Here is a 20,597-nt window from a genome sequence, read left to right on the forward strand (position 1 = left end):
CGCGCCGCCCGCCAGTAGCTGGTCGAGAAGCTCGTTCGGGATCGCAGGCTCTTTGCGTCGGGACATAGGGGATCTCCTTCCTAACCATTATGCCCGCCCGCACACGGAAATCCTGACAGGCCCGCCGCTGGCCTCCAGCACCACCAGCGCGTCCTTGCCCGCATGCGTCTCGACGAAGCTGGCCAGCTCGGCGATGCCTTGTGGGCTGTTTGCACATCGACACCTGCGATCCGGCGCGACCCACGCATCCAGCCACGCCTTCGAGCTATCGACTCCGACTTTGGTTTGCGTCACCTTGTACCTGCCTTGTCTGTGCGATTGGCAACCATCCGACTGTTCGGTCGCAGGGCAACAGCAGCGCCGGTCCCAAACTCCCAGCGGTCGCACGACCAAGGGGGACACGGGCGTCGACACTGCAACCACCGGGGGGATGGCCATCCCCCCGGTGGTCCAGGCGATCTTCACCGCCTCACATCCAGATACAAGGGGGACCATGCGAAGCATGGTGGAGAGGGAGTCTCCCCGGGCGGGCCGGACGAAGTTGCAGAGCTGACTACGTTCGTCAAAATCGCGGAATCCGGATCGGGTCGTTCTCAACTCGAGCCAGTCGCTCGCGTATATTCCCTCTCCACCAGCCTGCGGCTGGTCCCCCTCTCCCTCCGGGAGAGGATTTTTACATCCGGATCAACTACTTAAACCCGTCTTCAACTTCCGGGCTGGATATAGGGGACGCGGGCGAACAGCTCGCGCTCCCATTTGCGCGGGTCGTTGACCGCGCGGCTCTCGGTATCGAAGACCATCGTCGCGCGGCCGGGCAGCGTATAGGGGGGCCAGGCCGGCACGCCCTTCCCCGCCGGGCGCCCGGTGCGTGCGACCGCGGCGAAGGCGGCCATCATCTGCCGGCTCAGCCGCTGCGCCGCCGGGCCGGTGCCGCTGATCGATCCTTCCGCGCCCAGCGTGCCGAACACCAGCGGGATGTCGCCGGTGTGCGGCGCGCCGCGCTCGGGCTTTACCGGCGACTGATAGTCGAGCTGATAGACCCAGGTCGCCCTGGCCCCCGCCGCGGCGCGGGCATCGGCCTCGATCACCTGGCCCGGCCAGCTGCGCCCGGCAGTGGTCGCGCGGTAGAAGATCGCCTCGGGCGTGTCCTGCGGGAAGCGGCGGCGATATTCGCCCACCACCCATTCGGGCAGGATGTCCATGCGCAGCTCGGGCGCCATCGTGGCCGCCAGATTGTCCCAGCTCAGCGCCTTGATCCGCGGGGAATCGGGCGAGATGAACGCACGCGTCTCGTCGCGGGTATTGCCGAGGATCATCGGCATCGCGTTCGATTGCGGGTTGGCGTCGGGCCAGAAGGGGTGGCGCGACAGCCATTTCATGTCGAGCACGGGCCCGAAATAGACGCCGCCGCCCAGAATCGGGTCGGTCGCCTCCAGCGCCTCGACCAGCCGCTCCACCGGCAGGTCGAGCAGAGGCGACACGTCGCTCTCGCGCACGCCCAGCTTCGCCAGATAGGCCTGGGCGCGGCGCGTGGCGTTGAGCGGGCCGGAAGCGGTGACCTGCTGGCCGCTCATCGTCGCCGCGGAATGGAACAGGCCCCTGGCCGCGGGCATGCCCATCATCGTCGCGATCTTGGCGCCGCCGCCGGACTGGCCGAACACGAACACCCGGCCCGGATCGCCGCCGAACGCGGCGATATTGTCGCGCACCCATTGCAGCGCGAGGATCAGGTCGAGCTGGCCGACATTGCCGCTGTCGGCGAAGCGCGGATCGAGCCGGGCGAGATAGAGATAGCCGAGCGCATTGAGCCGGTGGTTGACGGTGACGACCACGACATCCTCGCTGGCCGCCAGCACCGCGCCGTCATTCTGGGGATCGGTGACCGATCCGTTCGAATAGGCGCCGCCATGGATATAGAGCATCACCGACTTGCGCGCCCGCGATGGCGCGCCCGGCGTCCAGACGTTCAGGTAGAGGCAGTCCTCGCCCTGAGGGCGATAGGGGCCGCGCTGGGGACAGACCGGGCCGAACGCGTGCGCCGGCCGGCGCAGCCCGGGCGTCGCGAAGGGCAGCGGCGCGCGGAAGCGCGGGCCGCTGCCATAGCGGATGCCGCGGAAGCACCAGACGCCGCCGACCGCATCGCCCTCGAAGACGCCGCTGGGCGCGGTCACCACCGGGGCACCTTGCGCGAACGCAAGCGACGGCACCAGGGTGAGCCCCAGCCCACCAGCGATGCCGCCGGCGAGCACCGTGCGCCGCGAAATCTCGTCCATCATCCTCTCCCGAACTTCAGGCGTACCGGCGAGAGGCCGCCCCTTGCTATCTGCGAACGTCGAGCCCTTCGCCGAATGCGGCAAGGTCGGCGCGGGTGAACAGGCTGGCATCGCCCGGCAGCGAATGCTTCAGGCAGGTCAGCGCCAGGCCGGCCTCGGCCGCCGCCCTGGCATCGCCGCCCTCGAGCAGCCCGTGCAGCACGCCCGCGGCGAACGCGTCGCCCGCACCGATCCGGTCGACGATTCCCGCGACCAGCACCTCGTCGGTCTGGTGCGCGCCGTCACGGGTATCGACCCGCGCAGCGATGCGGTGACTGTCGGCATCGTCGACGTGGCGCGCGGTCGAGGCAATCAGCCGAAGCTTGGGAAAGGCCTGGAACGCAGCCTCCGCAGCTTCCCGTCGGCGGTCGGGACCGTCGCCGGAGAAAGGCTTGCCGAGCAGCAGCGAGACATCGCGGTGATTGCCGAACAGGACATCGGCATGCGCGATGAGCCGGCCGAGCACCGCGCGCGGATCGCTGTCCCACGCCTCCCACAGCTTCGCGCGATAATTGCCGTCAAACGAGACCGGGATGCCGCGCGCGCCGGCAGCCTCGGCAGCGGCGATCGCCGCCTCGGCGGTGTTGGCGCCAAGCGCGGGGGTGATCCCCGACAGGTGCAGCCGGGTTACCCCTTCCAGTGCGGCATCCCAGTCCCAGGCATCTGCAGCCCGCGTCGCGAACACCGAATGGGCCCGGTCATAGACGACCTCCGACGCGCGAAGGCCCGCGCCTGGCGTCAGGAAATAGAGCCCCAGCCGACCCGGTTCGATCGCCACGCTGCCGGTATCGACGCCGCGCCGGCGCAGTTCGCCGATCACGGCGCCCCCCAGCGGATTGTCCGCCACCGCGCTGATCATGCGGACGTCATGCCCGAGGCAGGCGAGCCCCGTGGCCACGTTCGCCTCGGCGCCGCCGACATTCACTTCCAGCTTGGGGGTCTGCAACAGCAGTTCGCGGCCCGGAGGCGACAGCCGCAGCATCACCTCTCCGAAGAATGCGATCGTCATCGTGCCAGCCACCCGCCGTCGACCGCCAGGATATGGCCCTGGACATAATCCGATGCCGATGACGCGAGGAACACCGCGGCGCCGCCCATGTCGTCGGGAGAACCCCAGCGCGCGGCGGGGATGCGGTCGAGGATCGACTTGTTGCGGTCGGCGTCGGCCTGGAGCGCGGCGGTGTTGTTGGTGGCGATATAGCCGGGGGCGATGGCGTTGACGCTGATCCCCTTCGACGCCCATTCATTCGCCAGGATCTTGGTCAGGCCGCCGATGCCCGACTTGGACGCGGTATAGCTGGGCACGCGGATGCCGCCCTGGAAGGTCAGCATCGAGGCGATGTTGATGATCTTGCCGCGGCCCTGCTTCACCATGTGGCGGCCCGCCGCCTGGCACAGGAAGAAGACCGATTTCAGGTTGGTATCGACGACCGCGTCCCAATCCTCCTCGGTGAAGTCGAGGCTGTCGTTGCGTCGGATGATGCCGGCATTGTTGACCAGGATGTCGAGCCCGCCCAACTTGTCCACAGCCTCGTCCACAACCCTGTCCACAGGCTCGATGGTCGACAGGTCGGCAGAGATGATCTCGGCACGGCGGCCCAGCGCGCGTGCCTTTTCGACGGTTTCCTGCGCCGGGGTGCGGCCCACCGCCGCGATGTCGGCACCCGCCGCGGCGAGCGCGAGCGCGATACCCTGGCCGATGCCGGTATTGGCGCCGGTGACGACCGCGACGCGGCCGGTGAGATCGAAGGGGTTGGTCATTAGAACTCCCAAGTCCCCCTCCCGCTTGCGGGAGGGGTCAGGGGAGGGCCTGTCCGATTGGCGTCGTCCTCACGAACGACATGCCCTCCCCCGGCCCCTCCCGCGATGCGGGAGGGGAGAAGATTAAGCCAGCTGGCAGATGTCCAGCACGGTCATGTCGGTATAGTCCTGGTTCTCGCCGGCCATCGCCCAGATGAAGGCATAGGACTTGGTGCCCGAGCCCATATGGATCGACCAGGGCGGGCTGATCACCGCTTCCTCGTTCGCCATGACGATGTGGCGGGTCGCCTCGCCCTCGCCCATATAGTGGAACACGCGGTCCTTCTCGAGATCGTCGAGCTCGAAGTAGAAATAGATTTCACTGCGGCGCTCATGGATGTGCGGCGGCATCGTGTTCCACACCGACCCCGGCTTCAGCACGGTCAGGCCCATCACCAGCTGCGCGCTGTCGCACACGCCGGGGATGACGAGCTGGAAGATCGTGCGCTCGTTCGATTCCTCCAGGCTGCCGCGGTCGAGCGCATTGGCGTCGGCGATCGACAGCTTGCGCGTCTGGAAGCCCTTATGCGCCGGGCACGACGCCAGGTAGAAGCGCGCGCCCTCGCCCGAGAACTGCACGTCCTTGGCGCCCATCGTCACATAGACGCAGTCCTTGTTGCCGAGCGTGAAGACCTCGCCATCGACGGTGACGGTGCCCTCGGTCTTGCCGACATTGACGATCGCCAGTTCGCGGCGCTCGAGAAACGGATGGCCGACCGCGGATGCGGGCTCGGTCTGTGCCGGAAGCGCGACCGGGGTCGAACCGACCTGCACGCCGCCGATCACGAAGCGATCGGCATGGGTGTAGTTCAGCACGCATTCGCCCTCACGGAACAGGTCCGAGATCAGGTAGCGGTCGCGCAGCTCGTCGTTGGAGACGCACTCCATCATGTCGGGGTGCGTGGCGTAATAGGTACGGTCGAACATGGTCTGCTCCGATTGGAAGGTCAGGCCGCGGCCGCGACGGGCGCGGGGGCGGGGGCGGGTTGGTCGAGCTTGTACGCCTTGCGCACCAGCCCGTTGGTGAGATCGTAGGCGAGCTCCGCCGCTTCCCAGTCGAGCATGCGGCCCTCGGCCACCAGTCGCGCGAGGAAGCCGCAGTCGATGCGGCGCGCGACGTCGTGGCGCGCCGGGATCGACAGGAAGGCGCGGGTATCGTCGTTGAAGCCGACGGTGTTGTAGAAACCGGCGGTCTCGGTCGTCATCTCGCGGAAGCGGCGCATGCCCTCCGGGCTGTCGTGGAACCACCAGCTGGGGCCCAGCTTCAGGCACGGATAGTGACCCGCCAGCGGCGCCAGTTCGCGCGAATAGCTGCTCTCGTCGAGGGTGAAGAGGATCACCGACAGCTCGGTCGAGGTGCCGAAGCGATCCAGCAGCGGCTTCAGCGCCGCGACATAATCGGTGCGCAGCGGGATGTCGGCGCCCTTGTCGCGGCCATGGCTGGCGAACAGGCCGCCATTATGGTTGCGGAAGCTGCCCGGATGGATCTGCATGACCATGCCGTCCTCGACGCTCATCGCAGCCATCTCGGTCAGCATCTGCGCCCGGAACAGCTCGGCATCCTGCGGGGTCCAGCGATCCGACAGGATCGTGCGGAACAGCCGCTCGGCCTCGTCATGCGTCAGGTTGGCGGTGCGGGCGGTGACATGGCCGTGATCGGTCGCGGTCGCACCGGCGGCGCGGAACTCGGCGCGGCGCTTGCGGTGCGCGGCCAGATAGCCGTCCCAGCTGTAGACATCCTCGCCGGTCTTCTCGGCGAAGACGCGCATCGCGTCGCCGAACTGCTCATGCTCGACGTCGATCACGGCATCGGGTCGATAGGTGGTGACCACCCGCCCGTTCCAGCCGCTGGCCTGGATGGCGTGATGCGGCGACAGGTCGTCCTGCGGCCCCTCGGTCGTGGCGAGGAAATCGATGTTGAACCGCTCGAACAGCGCGCGGGGCTTGAACGCGTCGCTGGCCAGCTGCTCGTTGATCCGGTCGTAATACAGGTCGGCGGTCGAGGCATCGAGCGCGACGTCGAAGCCGAAGACCTCGCCGAACACATGGCTGAGCCACATGCTGGACGGGGTACCGCGGAACAGATGGATGTTCTCGGCCAGGATCCGCCAGGCCTTGCGCGGGTCGTGCGCCGGCACGCCATTCTTGTCGGGCACGCCCAGATCGGCCAGCGCGATGCCCTGAGAATAGAGCATGCGATAGAGATAATGGTCGGGCGCCAGCAGCAGCTCGGCCGCGTTCGACCAGTTCTCGTTGGTGGAGAACCAGGTCGGATCGGTGTGCCCGTGCGGGCTGACGATCGGCAGCCCGGCGACCTCGCGATAGAGCTCGCGCGCGATGCTGCGCGTGCGCTCTTCCGCGGGGAGAAGCCGGTCGGGATCGAGTTTCAGCGGCCTAGACATGTCTTACTCCATTGACGCCGGGTCAGATCCGGCGGGCCTTGTGGGCCGATAGCGTATTCGCAACGATGCCTGCGACGACCAGCACCGCAAGTGCGATGATTACACTCCAGAAGGTATTGGGCGCCATGCACGCGCCGTTGCCGACCGGACCGGTCCATACCGGGAAGCAACCGGCGGCGGTTGCCTTGCCCGAGGCGAGGAACAGCACCACGGCGCCCACGCCTGCAGCCGCCGATACGATCACCGCCCAGGGCGTCGAGATATGGAACGTCTCGACCCGCGAAAAGCGCGGCGACAGCAGATGGACCGACAGCAGCGAAAGGAAATAGGCGCCGCCCGCCAGGATGAAGATCGGCGTGTAGTTCTGCATCGTGACGCCGAAGATCGTGAAGCTTTCGAGCGACAGGAGGAAACCGGTCATCTTGGCGCTGAGCGCACCGCCGATCGCGCCCACGGTCCCACCGATGCCGATCACCGCCCCCACGGCAAAACGGGGATAGGTGTCGGAGGGGACCGTGAACAGGTTTGCCGAAAAGCCCTGATGCGCGGCTGCGGCGACACCGATGATCAGCACGCTGACCCACAGGTTCGGCACCGAAGTGGCGAAGATGATCGGCAGGACGCAGAAGGCACAGACCAGCATCGTCAGCTTGCGTGCCTTGTTCGCACTCATGCCCGACTTCATCAGCCTGCCGGAGAGCCAGCCCCCCGCGATGCTGCCGACGTCGGAGATCAGATAGATCGCACCGATCGCCAGGACGGCCGTGAACGAGGTCAGCGAACCCCAGTTCGCGAGGTCGAGATCATACTGCTTGCCCAGATAGCCGGGCAGCCAGAAGAGGTAGAACCACCACACCGGATCGATGAAGAACTTGCCGAGCGCGAACGCCCAGGTCTCGCGCTGCGCCAACAGCCGGACCCAGATGCCGGGGGTCTTCACCTCGGGATCGGCCGGGTCCGACGTGATATGCGCCAGTTCCGCTGCACCGACGCGCGAATGCTTGGCGGGGTCGTCGCGATAGATCGACAGCCAGGCGATCAGCCACAAAATGCCGAAAATGCCCGTCACGACGAACACCATGCGCCAGCTGAGGTCCAGCATCGCGATCATGACATAGACGATCAACGGCGTGAGGATCGCGCCGACATTGGTGCCGGCGTTGAAGATGCCGATCGCGAAGGCGCGCTCCTTTGCCGGGAACCAGGTTGCCACCGATTTGACACCGGCGGGGAAATTGCCGGATTCGCCAAGGCCCAGGCCGAAGCGGGCGGCGGCGAACTGGCCGACCGAATAGGCGCCGCCATGGGCGATATGGGCGATGGTCCAGATGACGACTGCCGCAGCATAGCCGAGCCGCGCCCCGATGAGATCGACGATCTTGCCGAACCCGAGATAGCCGACGGCATAGGCGATCGTGAACCAGACGACGACATTGCCATAGGCAACCTCGTCCATGGCGAGCGTGGGGTCCGCCATCAGCGTCGGCTTCAGAAGGCCGATCATCTGCCGATCGATATAGTTGATCACCGTCGCCGCGAACAGCAGCGCGACGATCATCCAGCGATATCGCCCTACGCGCTCCGCGGCGCCCGCGATCATCGCCTCTCGAGTATCGGACATTCCCCTCTCCCTTTCCGTCTTCGTCGGTTCAGCCCTGGCGCGTCACGCCAATGCCGCAGCGCACGCGACATGTCTCGCCCAATTGAGGCTTGGCATGCGCACCGGGTCGAAACCTGCGCCGTCCTTCGGCGCGATGGGGCGCGCCGAACGCCTGCCGCGCGCCCATGGACGCGCAGGCAATCGCATCGACGCCCGCTTTTCCATCACCCAAGATCGACGACCTTTCGAATCGCTCTACCCGGCCTTCGGCCCTTTTCCCGCAAGGGATGCGCCGATAAGCGTCCCTTTGCTACCGGTGTCAGCCGAGCGCGTCAACGCGGCATTCGTCAGCGCGCGGGTTTGGCGCTAGGGGGCACGCCGTGACTCGCCTTGCCCCGCTCCACGCCGACCTTGCCCTGCTGACCGACCAGGGCCGCCGCCGTTCGCTTGCCCCCCGCACGGGAATCGACTTCGCCTCGAACGACTATCTCGCGCTCGCCGGCGACCCGCGGCTGGCCGGAGCGGTTCGCGAGGCGATCGCCCGCGGCGTTCCGATCGGTTCGGGCGGTTCGCGGCTGCTGCGCGGCAATCACGAGGAGCATGAGGCGCTGGAGGCCGAGGCCGCCGCCTTCTTCGGCACGGAAGCGGCCTTGTGGTTCTCCAGCGGCTTCGCCGCCAATGCCGCGCTGCTGGCCACGCTGCCCCAGCGCGGCGACCTGGTGGTGCACGATGCGCTGATCCATGCCAGCGCGCATGAGGGGATGCGACTTGGCCGCGCCGAGCGGGTCGCCGCCGCGCACAATGACGCCCAGGCGTTCGACGATGCGATTCGTGGCTGGCGCGATGCGGGCGGCACGGGGCGGCCCTGGATCGCGGTCGAGAGCCTCTATTCGATGGACGGTGACCGCGCCCCGCTCGACGCGCTGGCCGAGGTGGCGCAGCGGCACGATGCGATGCTGCTGATCGACGAGGCGCACGCGACCGGCGTGTTCGGACCCGATGGCCGCGGCCTGGCCCACGCGCTCGACGGACAGGAGCATGTCGTCAGCTTGCGCACCTGCGGCAAGGCGATGGGGTGCGAGGGTGCGCTGGTCACCGGCGCGGCAGTGGTGCGCGACTTCCTGGTCAATCGCGGGCGCGGCTTCATCTTCTCGACCGCACCGTCGCCGCTGATGGCGAGCGCGGTGCGCGAGAGCTTGCGCATCCTTGCCGAGGAACCGCAGCGGCGCGAGGCGCTGCACGCGCTGATCGCCGAAGCGGAGGCCCTGCTGGCGCCCTGCGGCGTCGCGCCCACCGGCTCGCAGATCCTGCCGCTGATACTGGGCGACGATCGGCGGACCATGGCGGTCGCCGCGGCGGTGCAGGCAGCCGGGTTCGACGTGCGCGGCATCCGCCCGCCGACCGTGCCCGCCGGCACCGCAAGGCTGCGGCTGTCGCTGACGCTGAACGCGACCGCGCGGGATGTCGCGCGGCTGGCGGAAACGCTTCGGGAGGCGCTGGCATGAGCAGGACCTTCGTCGTGACCGGCACCGATACCGATGTCGGCAAGACCGTGTTCGCCGCCGGCCTGACCGCGGCGCTGGGCGCAACCTATTGGAAGCCGGTCCAGGCCGGTACCGAGGCCGGCGGCGACAGCGGCGCGCTGGCCGCGCTGGGCGTCGAGCCGGCGCGCATCCTGCCCGAGGCCTATCGCCTCGCGACGCCCTGCTCGCCCGATCTGGCGGCGGAGATCGACGGCGTGGCGATCGATCCCGACCGGCTGGTGCCGCCGCGCGTCGCGGGGCCGCTGATCGTCGAGGGTGCCGGCGGCGCGCTGGTGCCGGTGACGCGCGACCTGCTCTATGCCGACCTCTTCGCTCGCTGGCAGCATCCTGTAATCCTGGTCGCGCGCACCGCGCTGGGCACGATCAACCACAGCCTGTTGTCGATCGAAGCACTGTGCGCGCGCGGCGTGCCGATCCACGGCATCGCCTTCATCGGCGACGCGGTCGAGCATAGCGAGGCGACGATCGCGCGGATCGGCGGGGTCCGCCGGCTCGGCCGCCTGCCACGGCTTCCCGTGCTCGACGCGCCGGCGCTGGCCGCCGCCTTTGCCGCGGGCTTCGATCTCGGGGATTTCGCATGACTTCGCCGGTCTGGCACCCTTTCACCCAGCACGGGCTGAACGAGCCGATCCCGCTGGTCGAGCGCGCCGAAGGCGCCGCCCTCTACACCGCGGACGGCCGCCGGGTCGTCGATGCGATCTCGTCCTGGTGGGTGACGACGCATGGCCATGCGCATCCCCGGATCATGGCGGCGATCACCGACCAGGCGGCGCGGATGGACCAGATCATCTTTGCCGGCTGGACGCATCAGCCCGCCGAAGACCTGGCGCGCGGGCTGACCGCGATCATGCCGCCGGAGCTGACCCGCGTCTTCTATTCGGATTCGGGATCGACCAGCGTCGAGGTCGCGCTGAAGATGGCGCTCGGATACTGGGCCAATCGCGGCGAGGCGCGCCACCGCATCCTGGTGACGCAGCACAGCTATCATGGCGACACGATCGGGGCGATGTCGGTCGGCGAGCGCGGCGTGTTCAACCAGCCCTATGGCCCGCTGCTGTTCGATGTCGGCACCCTGCCCTTCCCGGCGGCGGGCGCGGAACAGGCGACGCTGGACGCGCTGGAGGCGGCGTGCCGCGAGGCGCCTGCCGCGTTCATCGTCGAGCCCCTGCTGCTGGGCGCAGGCGGAATGCTGATCTATCCGCCGCGGGTGCTGGCCGAGATGGCGGCGATCTGCGCGCGCCACGACGTGCTGTTCATCGCCGACGAGGTGATGACCGGATGGGGCCGCACCGGGACGCTGCTGGCCTGCGAACAGGCGGGCGTCGTGCCCGACCTGCTATGCCTGTCCAAGGGGCTGACCGGGGGCAGCCTGCCGCTGGCGGTGACGATGGCGCGCGAGGCGATCTACGACGCGCATCTGTCGCAGGACCGCGCGCGGATGTTCTTCCATTCGTCCAGCTACACCGCCAACCCGATCGCCTGCGCCGCGGCCAACGCCAATCTGGCGATCTGGCGCGACGAACCGGTGCTGGAGCGGATCGCGGCGCTGGCCGAGCGTCAGGCGGCGCGCCTGTCAGCGCTAAAGGGCGTCCGCAACCCGCGGCAGATCGGCACGGTGACCGCGATGGAGATCGCCGACGACCAGGGCCGCTACCTGTCCGATCGCGGCCCGCGCCTGCTCGCCTTCTTCCGCGATCGCGACCTGTTGCTGCGGCCGCTGGGCAATACGGTCTATGTCATGCCACCCTACTGCATCGACGACGCCGACCTCGATCGCATCTATTCGGCTATCGCCGAAGCCTGTGCGATTCAGGCCGACCCGAATTAAATCGACGCTGTTCATTACGATTTCCATTTCGCCGCGGCTATGATGCCATTATCCTTTCAACCGTAACGGAGGACCGGATGGGCATTCTCGACTTTCTCTCGAAGCAGTTCGTCGACGTCATCGACTGGGTGGAACAGCCCGGCGACCTGGGCATGCGCTATCCGATGAAGGACCGCGAGGTTCAGAACGGTGCGCAGCTGACCGTTCGCGCGGGCCAGATCGCGTTCTTCTACAATGAAGGCGTCATGGCGGATGCGTTTCGGCCCGGCCTGTATACGCTCGAGACCGCGAACCTCCCGCTGCTCACCTCGTTGCGCAACTGGGACAAGGGGTTCGCGTCGCCGTTCAAGACCGACGTCTATTTCTATTCGCAAAAGGAACAGGCCGGCCTGAAATGGGGCACGGCACAGCCGATCACGGTGCGCGACCGCGAATATGGTGCGCTGCGCATCCGCGCCTTTGGCAGCTATTCCTTCCGGGTCGAGGACGTGCCGACTTTCGCGGTCAAGATGATGGGCACGCTGGAAAAGCTGCGCGTCGAGGATATCGAGCCGCAGCTGCGCGGCGCGATCGCCACCGCCATCGCCAGCGCGCTGGGTGGCGGCGACACCGCATTCATCGACCTGGCCGCCGACCAGGCGAAGCTGTCCGAAAAGTTGCTGGCCGCGGTCCAGCCGGCGTTCGCGCAATGGGGCCTGGCCTGCACCAGCTTCTATGTCGAGAGCCTGTCGCTGCCCGAGGAAGTCCAGGCGATGCTCGACAAGGCAAGCTCGATGCGGGTGGTGGGCAATCTCGACCAGTTCGTCCGCTTCCAGAGCGCCGAGGCGATCGAGACCGCCGCTGCCCAGTCGGGCGGCGTCGCCGGGATCGGCGCCGGCGCCGCGGCCGGCATGGCGATCGGCCAGAGCATGGCGGGCGGGATCGGCGGCGCTGCCGCGCCCCAGCCCGCCGCCCCTGCCGCGCCGCCGGAAGATGCGTTCGCGCAGATCGAGAAGCTTCACAAGCTGATGACCGCCGGCGCGATCACCCAGGCCGAGTTCGACGCGAAAAAGGCCGAGCTGCTGGGCAATATCCGCTGACCCGATGAGCCTGACCCTTCCCTGTCCCAATTGCGGCGCGGAAGTCGTCTTCCGCTCGGCGAGCCTGCCGTCGCGGGTGTGCGACTATTGCCGGTCGCTGCTCGTGCGCAGCGATGCGGGCGTCCAGGTCGTCGGCCAGTCGTCGCCGTTGCCGTTCGACATGAGCCCGCTCCAGATCGGTGCGCGCGGACAGCTGGGCGAGCATGGTTTCGAGGTTGCCGGCCGCATCCGCTGGGGCTGGACCGACGGCGCGTGGAACGAATGGCTGTTGCTGGCCGCCAATGGCAAGACCGCCTGGCTGGGCGATGCGATGGGCCAGTTCATGCTGATGCAGGAGCGCGACCTGGCAAGCGTCCGCAGCCGCCAGGTGCAGATGATCGCCGACGGCAGCAATGCGAAGCCGGGCGCCGAGATCCAGATCGACAAGGAGCGGATGACCGTGGTCGATGCGCGCGAGGTCACCTGCCTGTCGGCCGAGGGTGAGCTGCCCTATACGCCCCGGCCGGGCTGGTCGCTGTACAGCGTCGATCTGCGCGGGCGGGACGACGGCTTTGCCAGCGTCCAGCGCGACGACGCCGGCACCAGCTTCTACAAGGGGCGCTATGTCACGCTCGAGGAGCTGAAGTTCCGCGGACTGCGTCGCTTCGAGGGATGGACCCTGCCCGACTATGCAGCCTGAGGCTCCCGTGTCCGACGCCGCGCCGGTCGCTCCGCGCGTCGAGCCCTCGCCCAGCGCGACGGTGCTGACCTGTCCGTCATGCGGCGGCAGCGTGAAGCTGCGCGCCGCCGGCTTCTCGGTCACCGTCGCCTGCGAATATTGCGGATCGCTGCTCGACGTCACCAATCCGAGCGTCAGGCTGCTGGTCGAGGATCATCGCGCCCGCGCCGAACTGGCGATCCCGCTGGGCACGCGCGCGACGCTGCGCGGCAGCGAATGGGAAGTGGTCGGCTATCTGCGCCGCTCGGAGAACGGCGCCTATGGCTGGGAGGAATATCTCCTCTTCAACCCCTATCGCGGCTATCGCTGGCTGATCGCCAATCGCGGCGGCTGGAGCCTGGGCGAGATGCGGACCGACGCGCCAAGCGGCAGCTCGGGCAGCATCGAGATCGACGGCGACGCCTATGAGCCGTTCTTCTCGGGCGGCTCGGCCCAGGTCGATTATGTGCTGGGCGAATTCTACTGGCGCGTGGCGAAGGGCGAGACGGTCGATACCGACGACTGGGTCCGGCCCGGCGTCATGCTCTCGCGCGAGAAGAATGCGCATGAGGTCAGCTGGACCCGGTCCGAATGGCTCGACGCGCGCGAGATCGAGGCCTTCGGCGTGACGCCGGCCAGACGCATCTGGCCGCCGCTGCCGCACCAGCCCTCGCCGCACGGCGCCTGGCTGAAGCGCGGATGGAAGATCGCGCTGGCGGCGATCACCGGACTGATCGTCGCAATGACGGTGTTCGGCGGATCGCGCGAGCTGGCCGACCAGACGCTCACCATCCCGCGTACCGGCAGCGAGGCGACCAGCACGATCGGCCCGATCACGCTGAGCCGCCCCTATCAGAAGGTCGAGATTCGCGCCGATGTGCCCGCGCTGGAAAATGGCTGGGTCGACCTGGACTATCGGCTGGTCAATCGCGCGTCGCAGCAAAGCTACCAGGCCTATGGCGCGGCGGAACGCTATTCCGGCCGCGATTCCGACGGGTCGTGGAGCGAGGGATCGCGCGGCAAGGACGTGTCGGTGGCCAGCGTGCCGGCCGGCACCTACGACCTGGTGGTCGAATACAAGGGCAATCGCTGGAACGATCCCGGCGCGCGCAGCAGTTCGACGCTGAGCATCACCGGCGTCGAGCTGCCACAGACCGGGGTCGGCGGCTGGATGGCCGACGCCGCCGAGCCGCAGCTTCGCATCCGGGTGTTCCAGGGCGCGCTGTTCTTCGGCAATTTCATCATCGCGCTGTTGCTGATCGGCGTGCCGCTGGTGTGGGTGGCGCTGCGCCATCTGAGTTTCGAGACGTCGCGCCGGTCGCAGAGCGACTTCGCCGGCAGCGACGATGACGAGGACGACGACTGATGGGAAAGATGTTCGTCTATCTGCTGTGGTGCGCCGCGGTGATCGGTCTCTATCTCACCTCGGGCGTCTTCGCCTATTCGCCCTTCGCGGATGCCGGCCGTGCCGGCGCGGCGCGGGGCTATTACGGTCCAACTCACAAATAAAGGGGAACAGGAAATGGCTACGACCCTTCCGCAGGTGCTCGCCACGCTCATCTATTCCGGCCTCGGCATGGTCGTGTTCGTCGTCGGTTTCATCATTCTCGACCTGCTGACGCCGGGCAAGCTGTGGGAAGAGATCAAGGACAAGCAGAACCTCGCCGTGGCGGCGTTCGCGGGCATGGTGGCGATCGCGCTCGCCATCATCGTCGCCGCCGCGATCCATGGCTGACGCAGATCCGGCGTCTCCGCGTATCCAGACGTCCGCACCCGCTGCGGCGCTGCTTGCCTCTGCCTTCGTCGTCGCCACCTGTGGCCTGATCTATGAACTGCTGGCCAGCACGCTCGCCAGCTATCTGCTGGGCGACAGCGTCACTCAATTCTCGACCGTCATCGGCAGCTATCTGTTCGCGATGGGAATCGGCAGCTGGTTCTCGCGCTATGTGAAGCGCGACGAGCTGCGGCTGTTCGTCCGGGTCGAGCTGCTGATCGCATTGCTCGGCGGCTGCTCGGCCGCGGCGCTCTTCATGCTGTTCCCGGTCATCGATCATTTCCGGGTCGCGCTGTACGGGCTGGTGCTGGCGATCGGTTTCCTGGTCGGGCTCGAGATCCCGCTGCTGATCCGCATCCTGCGCGGCTACGACTTTCGCGAAGTCGTCTCGAACGTGCTCACCTTCGACTATGTCGGCGCGCTGGCGGCCAGCCTGTTGTTTCCGCTGGTGCTGATGCCGCATCTCGGCATGATCCGCACCGGCTTCCTGTTCGGTATCTTCAACGCCGCGGTCGCGCTGGCGCTGCTGTTCGCGCTGCCGCGCACGAGCCGGTACCGGATGGAGAAGATCGCGTCGGTCCTGCTGCTGATCGGCCTCGGCGCCGGGTTCGTCGCTTCCGAACGCCTGCAGCGCTGGGCCGAGGTGGCCAGCTATGGCGAACCGGTAATCTATGCGGTCAGCTCGAAATTCCAGCGGATCGTGCTGACCCGCCGCGACGACGACCTCAGACTTTATCTCAACGGTAACCTGCAATTCTCGTCGCGCGACGAATATCGCTATCATGAGGCGCTGGTGCATCCGGCACTCGGCCGGGTCGCTGCGCCGCGCAACGTGCTCATCATGGGCGGCGGCGACGGGCTCGCAGCGCGCGAGGTGCTGAAATATCCGAGCGTCCGGAAGCTGACGCTGGTCGATCTCGACGGAGAGATGACCCAGCTCTTCTCGCGCACCGACATGCTGACGCGCCTGAACGGCGGCTCGCTGACCGATCCCAGGATGACGGTGATCAACGCCGACGGCTTTCGCTGGGCGCGCGAGGCGACCGGGCGCTATGACGCGATCGTCATCGATTTCCCCGATCCGGTCGATTACTCGGTCGGCAAGCTCTATACCGAGACCTTCTACCGCTCGGTGCGCAAGCTGCTGGCGCCGGGCGGGATGATCGTGGTCCAGAGCACGTCTCCGCTGGTGGCGCCAAAGGCGTTCTGGACCGTGGCGACCACGCTGGAGGCTGCCGGGTTCCAGACGCGCGGCTACCACGCCTATGTCCCCAGCTTTGGCGAATGGGGCTTCGTCCTCGCCGCGGACGGGCCGATCCCCGACCATGCCCGGATCCTGCCCGGCGGCCGATTCCTGACGCCCGAGATCGCCGACCGGCTGTTCGACTTCCCGCCCGACATGGCGCGCCGGCCGACGCCGGTGAACCGGCTCGACAACCAGGCGCTGGTCCGCGAGTTCGACGAGGCCTGGGGCCGCTATGAAGGCTGACCGCCGCGCGGTGCTGGGGATCGGTGCGGGCGTGGTTGCGGCGACGGGCGCCGGCATCGCCTATGGCTTTAGAGGCCAGCCGCTGCCCGCGGGTGAGCTGTCGGGCGCCGACATGGCGCGCGGCCACCGGCTGCGCGACGGCGGCTTTCCCGCCCCGACCCGGCAGGACGCGGTCGATCTGGTCATCGCCGGCGGCGGAGTCGCGGGCCTGTCGGCCGCCTGGCGGCTCAAGGACGCCGGGTTCGACCGGTTTCGCCTGCTCGAGCTGGAGGATGCGGTAGGCGGCAACGCCCGCAACGGCCGCAATGCCGTGTCCGCCTATCCGCTCGGCGCGCATTATCTTCCCGTCGCCAATCGCGAGGCGGGGGCGCTGCGCCACATGCTGCGCCAGTTCGGGATGATCACCGGCGACCGGGATGGCGTGCCGGTCTATGATCCGGAGCAGCTCTGTGCCGATCTTCAGGAGCGGCTGTTCTGGCAGGGCCGCTGGCAGGAGGGGCTGATCCCGCGCACCGGCCTGTCGAGCCACGACAAGGCCGACCTGACCGCGTTCGAAACCGCGATGCGCGACTTTTCCGCGCGCGTCGGCGGCGACGGCAAGCCCGCCTTCGCGCTGCCCACGGCCTATAGCTCGCGCGACGACGATCTGCGCGCGCTCGACCGGCTGAGCTTCGCTGCCTGGCTGGACCAGCGCGGCTGGCGCTCACCGGTGCTGCGCGGGCATGTCCGCTATGCCATGCGCGACGATTATGGGACCGAGCCGGGCGAGGTCTCGGCCTGGGCGGGCATCCATTATTTCGCCAGCCGCCGCGGCTGGGCCGCCGACGGCGCGGGCGGCAACGAACTGACCTGGCCCGAGGGCAATGGCCGGCTGGTCGCGGCGATGTCCGCCCGATTCCGCGATCGGATCGCGGCGGGCCATATCGTCCACAAGGTGACGCGCGACGGCGATCGGCTGGCGATCGACAGCTATGATGCCGGCGCGAAGACGACGCTGCGCACCACCGCGCGCGCGGCGATCCTTGCCATGCCGCACTTCATTGCCGCGCGGGTCGCGCCGGAGATCGGTTCGGCCAAGGCGCACAGCTATGCCCCGTGGCTGGTCGCCAACGTCACCGTCGATCGCCTGCCCGAGGGGCCCGGCGTGCCGCTTGCCTGGGACAATGTGTCGACCACCAGCAACTCGCTGGGCTATGTCGTTGCGACGCATCAGGGGCCGAATGCGATCGCGCCGGCCAGCGTGCTGACTTGGTATTTGCCGCTGTCCGACATGCCGCCCGCGGCGGCGCGACGGCTCCTCGTCGAGCGGCCGGCCGAGGATTGGAAGCGGATCGTTCGCGACGACCTGCTGGCGATGCACCCCGATATGGACGACGCGATCCGGCGGATCGACCTGTGGCGCTGGGGCCATGCGATGATCCGCCCCACTCCCGGCTTCCTCGCCCGCGCCGATACCGATCGGCCTGCACCGCCCCTCTATCTGGCGCATAGCGACCTGTCGGGCCTGTCGCTGTTCGAGGAAGCGCATTATCAGGGTGTCCGCGCCGCCGAAGCCGCGATGACGCAGCTTGGCCACGCGCATGAGAGTCTGTTGTGAGCCCTCCTCTTTCCTATCAAGGAATCCACCTGATTGCCGACCTGCATGGCGGGCACGGACTGGACGATGCCGAACTGGTCGCGCGCTGCCTGGCAGATGCCGCCGTGGCAGCGGGGGCGACGCTGATCGAGACGCGGCTGCATCATTTCGGGCCCGGGATGGGCGTGACCGGCGTGGCGCTGCTCGCGGAATCGCACATCTCGATCCACAGCTGGCCCGAACATGGCTATGCCGCGGTCGATATCTTCATGTGCGGCGTTGCCAACGACCCCGACGCCGCGCTGGCGCTGATCGCCGACACGCTGGGCGCGCGGATCGAGAATCGGGTCGCGCTGCGCCGCGGCTATGGCGCGCTGGAGCCGGGCCTGATCGATCGCTAGACCCAAGCCGGTTGCGTTCGCGATTGCGTCACTTGCCGATCCGGCTAATGCACCTGCATGAGCGATTTCGCCGGCATCATTCGCAGCGATGGCGGCCCTGTCGACGAGTCGACGGTGGACCGGATGATGCGGTCGCTCGACGGCAGCGGCAAGCCGCGCGCCTGGCGCCCGGACCCGAGCTGCGCCTTTGTCGAGCGTCGCGGATTTCCGAGCCACGACAATGGATCGAAAACCCCGCCGATCCAGCGCAGCGAAGGCCGCATCATCCTGGCCACCGCCTGGCTGTCGGACCCGCGCGGCGTGCGCGACGCCCTTGCCCTGCCTGGCAGCGATATGCCCGATCACCGCAGCCTGCTGGCGCTGGCGACCGATCGCTGGGGCCCGCTCGCAGCGGCGGAGCGGCTGCACGGCAACTTCGCGGTGGCGCAGTGGGACGAGCGCGAACGCCGGCTGACCATCGCCCGTGACGCGCTGGGCTCTCGCCCGGTCTATTACGCAGCCCTGCCCGGCATGATCGTCTTCGCGACGACGCTCCAGGCGATGCTGGCGCTGCCCCAAGTGCCGCGCGACCTGGACGAGGTGATGCTGGCGCACAGCCTGACGCTGGCGATGCAGGACCAGGAACAGACGCTCTATCGCCATATCCGCCGCGTGCCGCCGGGCGGATCGATGACCTGGCAGGACGGCCGGGTCCAGACCGCGCGCTGGTTCACCGCTGATCGGATCAAGCCGGTCCGCTATGCCCGCGACGAGGATTATGTCGAGGCGGCGCGCGAACTGCTCGACCGGTCGGTCGCGGCGCGGCTGTCCGCCGATGGCCGCACCGGCGTGACGCTGTCGGGCGGATTCGATTCGACCGGCGTCGCCGCGACCGCCGCGCGATTGATGGGCGACAATCCCTTGCTGGCGTTCACCCGCGCCGCCGGTGCCGACCATCCGGAGGACGGGATCGACGAGCGGCGGCTGGCCGGGGTGCTGGCCGCGCGATACGCCAATATCGAATGGAATGTGATCGACGACGCGCGCGAGAATCCGCGCGACGTCGAACCCGAGATCGAGATGGGGGCTCTGCTGGTGCCGCGTCGCGGCAGCTTCAACGGCACCTGGTTCGAGAGCCTGTTGATCGAGGTCGATCGGCGCGGCGTCGACGTGCTGCTGAACGGCGGCGTCGGCAACTCCACGCTCTCCTGGGAAGGGAATCCCGATTACGCCGCGCGACTGAAGCGGCTCCAGCTGCGAGGCCTGTACCGCGACCTGCGCGCTATCGGGCGCCAGCACGGCGTGTCACCGGCACGGGTCGCGGCCAGCGCCGCCTGGCTGGCCCACGCCCCGCGCCGCTGGCAGCGCTGGGCGAATAATCGCCGCATCGGCAGCGACAAGCCATGGCTCGACCATTGCCTGGTTTCGCCGGGCTTCCTCGACGAGGTCGATTATGCGGCCGAGGGCGAGCGGCTGGGCCACGACATCCCCTTCCGCCCCGATTATGACAGCCGCGAACTGCGCCTGAGGATGCTGCAGGGCCAGACGGGGCGCGACATGGCATCCTTCGCGCGGCGGCGCTGGGCGGGTGCGCGGCGCGATCCCTATCACGACCGGGCGATGGTGGAATTCACCCTGGGAATACCGGGCGACCAATATTGGCGGAACGGCACGTCGCGCTGGCTGGCGCGCCGCGTCCTGGCGGACCGGGTACCTGCCGAGATCCTGTCGCAGCGTCGCAAGGGTCGCCAGTCGCCCGAATGGTATTTTCTCGCGACCCGTCGGCTCGACCAGACGGCCGAGGCGATCGAGCGGGTGGCGCGCTCCCCGCTCGCCTCGCGCGTGCTCGACATTCCGCGGATGCGCGAGATCGTCGCCACCTGGCCCAAGGATGCGGAGAGCGCGCGCGACCTGCGGGTACTGTACGGCCATGCGCTGAACCGGGCCATCTCGATGGGCGGCTTCCTGCGCTGGCACGAGGGAAGCAATGAGTAACCTGACCTACGATTATTCGCTGTGCGGCTGGCGGCTGGCGAGCGCGATCGCGCTGCCCGAACTCGGCCCGTGGGATGGCGACGACCGCGCGCCGGAGGTCCGCTTCGTCCTCGGCGACGTG

At 68.1% G+C, this 20,597-nt stretch carries 20 protein-coding genes; 13 read left to right on the forward strand and 7 right to left on the reverse strand.

The window, feature by feature from the left end; translation table 11 throughout:
- Positions 1-87: 87 nt before the first annotated feature.
- The 7 genes from TPR58_RS20865 to TPR58_RS20895 form a co-directional block, all read right to left on the reverse strand.
- Positions 88-294: a hypothetical protein gene (locus TPR58_RS20865; protein ID WP_346248700.1), complete on the reverse strand. Its 207-nt coding sequence runs from the start codon at positions 292-294 to the stop codon at positions 88-90.
- Between the two features lie 410 nt (positions 295-704).
- A complete protein-coding gene (locus tag TPR58_RS20870) occupies positions 705-2,273 on the reverse strand; it encodes a carboxylesterase/lipase family protein (RefSeq protein WP_346248701.1) in 1,569 nt (522 codons plus the stop codon).
- A gap of 46 nt (positions 2,274-2,319) precedes the next feature.
- The gene (locus TPR58_RS20875) at positions 2,320-3,321 is read right to left on the reverse strand and encodes a sugar kinase (protein WP_346248702.1); all 1,002 of its coding nucleotides are present in this window, start codon (positions 3,319-3,321) and stop codon (positions 2,320-2,322) included.
- Positions 3,318-4,073, reverse strand: a complete 756-nt coding sequence (gene kduD, locus TPR58_RS20880) for a 2-dehydro-3-deoxy-D-gluconate 5-dehydrogenase KduD (protein WP_346248703.1) — start codon at positions 4,071-4,073, stop codon at positions 3,318-3,320. Before kduD ends, TPR58_RS20875 begins: the two co-directional genes overlap by 4 nt.
- A 123-nt stretch (positions 4,074-4,196) precedes the next feature.
- A complete protein-coding gene (gene kduI / locus TPR58_RS20885) occupies positions 4,197-5,039 on the reverse strand; it encodes a 5-dehydro-4-deoxy-D-glucuronate isomerase (RefSeq protein ID WP_346248704.1) in 843 nt (280 codons plus the stop codon).
- A 20-nt stretch (positions 5,040-5,059) separates the two neighbouring features.
- A complete protein-coding gene (gene uxaC, locus TPR58_RS20890; protein WP_346248705.1) occupies positions 5,060-6,514 on the reverse strand; it encodes a glucuronate isomerase in 1,455 nt (484 codons plus the stop codon).
- Between the two features lie 22 nt (positions 6,515-6,536).
- Positions 6,537-8,135 carry an MFS transporter gene (locus TPR58_RS20895; RefSeq protein WP_346248706.1) on the reverse strand — a complete coding sequence of 533 codons (1,599 nt, stop codon included), beginning with the start codon at positions 8,133-8,135 and terminating at the stop codon, positions 6,537-6,539.
- Positions 8,136-8,229: 94 nt separating this feature from the next.
- On the opposite strand from TPR58_RS20895, the gene TPR58_RS20900 reads away from it, so the two are divergent.
- From TPR58_RS20900 to TPR58_RS20960, 13 genes are all read left to right on the forward strand, one after another.
- Complete coding sequence (locus TPR58_RS20900) at positions 8,230-8,484, forward strand: hypothetical protein (RefSeq protein WP_346248707.1); 255 nt, start codon at positions 8,230-8,232, stop codon at positions 8,482-8,484.
- 10 nt (positions 8,485-8,494) lie between these two features.
- A complete protein-coding gene (locus TPR58_RS20905; protein ID WP_346248708.1) occupies positions 8,495-9,619 on the forward strand; it encodes an 8-amino-7-oxononanoate synthase in 1,125 nt (374 codons plus the stop codon).
- Positions 9,616-10,239 carry a dethiobiotin synthase gene (gene bioD, locus TPR58_RS20910; RefSeq protein WP_346248709.1) on the forward strand — a complete coding sequence of 208 codons (624 nt, stop codon included), beginning with the start codon at positions 9,616-9,618 and terminating at the stop codon, positions 10,237-10,239. The genes TPR58_RS20905 and bioD overlap by 4 nt, the downstream gene beginning before the upstream one ends.
- Positions 10,236-11,486 (forward strand): adenosylmethionine--8-amino-7-oxononanoate transaminase, encoded by a 1,251-nt coding sequence (locus TPR58_RS20915; RefSeq protein ID WP_346248710.1) that lies wholly within the window; start codon positions 10,236-10,238, stop codon positions 11,484-11,486. The genes bioD and TPR58_RS20915 overlap by 4 nt, the downstream gene beginning before the upstream one ends.
- A gap of 77 nt (positions 11,487-11,563) precedes the next feature.
- Positions 11,564-12,565, forward strand: coding sequence for an SPFH domain-containing protein (locus tag TPR58_RS20920; protein WP_346248711.1), 1,002 nt, complete (start codon positions 11,564-11,566; stop codon positions 12,563-12,565).
- Positions 12,566-12,569: 4 nt separating this feature from the next.
- Positions 12,570-13,244 (forward strand): DUF4178 domain-containing protein, encoded by a 675-nt coding sequence (locus TPR58_RS20925; protein WP_346248712.1) that lies wholly within the window; start codon positions 12,570-12,572, stop codon positions 13,242-13,244.
- A 7-nt stretch (positions 13,245-13,251) separates the two neighbouring features.
- Positions 13,252-14,628, forward strand: a complete 1,377-nt coding sequence (locus TPR58_RS20930; protein ID WP_346248713.1) for a DUF4178 domain-containing protein — start codon at positions 13,252-13,254, stop codon at positions 14,626-14,628.
- On the forward strand, positions 14,628-14,771 hold the full coding sequence (locus TPR58_RS20935; protein WP_346248714.1) for a hypothetical protein: 144 nt from the start codon (positions 14,628-14,630) through the stop codon (positions 14,769-14,771). Before TPR58_RS20930 ends, TPR58_RS20935 begins: the two co-directional genes overlap by 1 nt.
- 13 nt (positions 14,772-14,784) lie before the next feature.
- Positions 14,785-14,997 (forward strand): DUF350 domain-containing protein, encoded by a 213-nt coding sequence (locus TPR58_RS20940; protein ID WP_346248715.1) that lies wholly within the window; start codon positions 14,785-14,787, stop codon positions 14,995-14,997.
- Positions 14,990-16,525: a polyamine aminopropyltransferase gene (locus TPR58_RS20945; RefSeq protein ID WP_346248716.1), complete on the forward strand. Its 1,536-nt coding sequence runs from the start codon at positions 14,990-14,992 to the stop codon at positions 16,523-16,525. The genes TPR58_RS20940 and TPR58_RS20945 overlap by 8 nt, the downstream gene beginning before the upstream one ends.
- Positions 16,515-18,122 (forward strand): flavin monoamine oxidase family protein, encoded by a 1,608-nt coding sequence (locus TPR58_RS20950; RefSeq protein ID WP_346248717.1) that lies wholly within the window; start codon positions 16,515-16,517, stop codon positions 18,120-18,122. Before TPR58_RS20945 ends, TPR58_RS20950 begins: the two co-directional genes overlap by 11 nt.
- Positions 18,119-18,502, forward strand: coding sequence for an adenosylmethionine decarboxylase (speD, locus tag TPR58_RS20955; RefSeq protein ID WP_346248718.1), 384 nt, complete (start codon positions 18,119-18,121; stop codon positions 18,500-18,502). Before TPR58_RS20950 ends, speD begins: the two co-directional genes overlap by 4 nt.
- A gap of 57 nt (positions 18,503-18,559) precedes the next feature.
- Positions 18,560-20,476 carry an asparagine synthetase B family protein gene (locus tag TPR58_RS20960; protein WP_346248719.1) on the forward strand — a complete coding sequence of 639 codons (1,917 nt, stop codon included), beginning with the start codon at positions 18,560-18,562 and terminating at the stop codon, positions 20,474-20,476.
- Positions 20,477-20,597: the final 121 nt, after the last annotated feature.

This window comes from Sphingomonas rustica (genome assembly GCF_039652585.1).
Taxonomy (GTDB): Bacteria; Pseudomonadota; Alphaproteobacteria; order Sphingomonadales; family Sphingomonadaceae; genus Sphingomonas; species Sphingomonas rustica.

Bases quoted from the DNA above. Each gene is read 5' to 3' on its own strand.
- TPR58_RS20870 (WP_346248701.1), bottom strand. From the start codon at position 2,273: ATGGACGAGATTTCGCGGCGCACGGTGCTCGCCGGCGGCATCGCTGGT.
- TPR58_RS20875 (WP_346248702.1), bottom strand. From the start codon at position 3,321: ATGACGATCGCATTCTTCGGAGAGGTGATGCTGCGGCTGTCGCCTCCG.
- kduD (WP_346248703.1), bottom strand. From the start codon at position 4,073: ATGACCAACCCCTTCGATCTCACCGGCCGCGTCGCGGTCGTCACCGGC.
- kduI (WP_346248704.1), bottom strand. From the start codon at position 5,039: ATGTTCGACCGTACCTATTACGCCACGCACCCCGACATGATGGAGTGC.
- uxaC (WP_346248705.1), bottom strand. From the start codon at position 6,514: ATGTCTAGGCCGCTGAAACTCGATCCCGACCGGCTTCTCCCCGCGGAA.
- TPR58_RS20895 (WP_346248706.1), bottom strand. From the start codon at position 8,135: ATGTCCGATACTCGAGAGGCGATGATCGCGGGCGCCGCGGAGCGCGTA.
- TPR58_RS20900 (WP_346248707.1), top strand. From the start codon at position 8,230: ATGCGCACCGGGTCGAAACCTGCGCCGTCCTTCGGCGCGATGGGGCGC.
- bioD (WP_346248709.1), top strand. From the start codon at position 9,616: ATGAGCAGGACCTTCGTCGTGACCGGCACCGATACCGATGTCGGCAAG.
- TPR58_RS20915 (WP_346248710.1), top strand. From the start codon at position 10,236: ATGACTTCGCCGGTCTGGCACCCTTTCACCCAGCACGGGCTGAACGAG.
- TPR58_RS20920 (WP_346248711.1), top strand. From the start codon at position 11,564: ATGGGCATTCTCGACTTTCTCTCGAAGCAGTTCGTCGACGTCATCGAC.
- TPR58_RS20925 (WP_346248712.1), top strand. From the start codon at position 12,570: ATGAGCCTGACCCTTCCCTGTCCCAATTGCGGCGCGGAAGTCGTCTTC.
- TPR58_RS20935 (WP_346248714.1), top strand. From the start codon at position 14,628: ATGGGAAAGATGTTCGTCTATCTGCTGTGGTGCGCCGCGGTGATCGGT.
- TPR58_RS20940 (WP_346248715.1), top strand. From the start codon at position 14,785: ATGGCTACGACCCTTCCGCAGGTGCTCGCCACGCTCATCTATTCCGGC.
- TPR58_RS20945 (WP_346248716.1), top strand. From the start codon at position 14,990: ATGGCTGACGCAGATCCGGCGTCTCCGCGTATCCAGACGTCCGCACCC.
- TPR58_RS20950 (WP_346248717.1), top strand. From the start codon at position 16,515: ATGAAGGCTGACCGCCGCGCGGTGCTGGGGATCGGTGCGGGCGTGGTT.
- TPR58_RS20960 (WP_346248719.1), top strand. From the start codon at position 18,560: ATGAGCGATTTCGCCGGCATCATTCGCAGCGATGGCGGCCCTGTCGAC.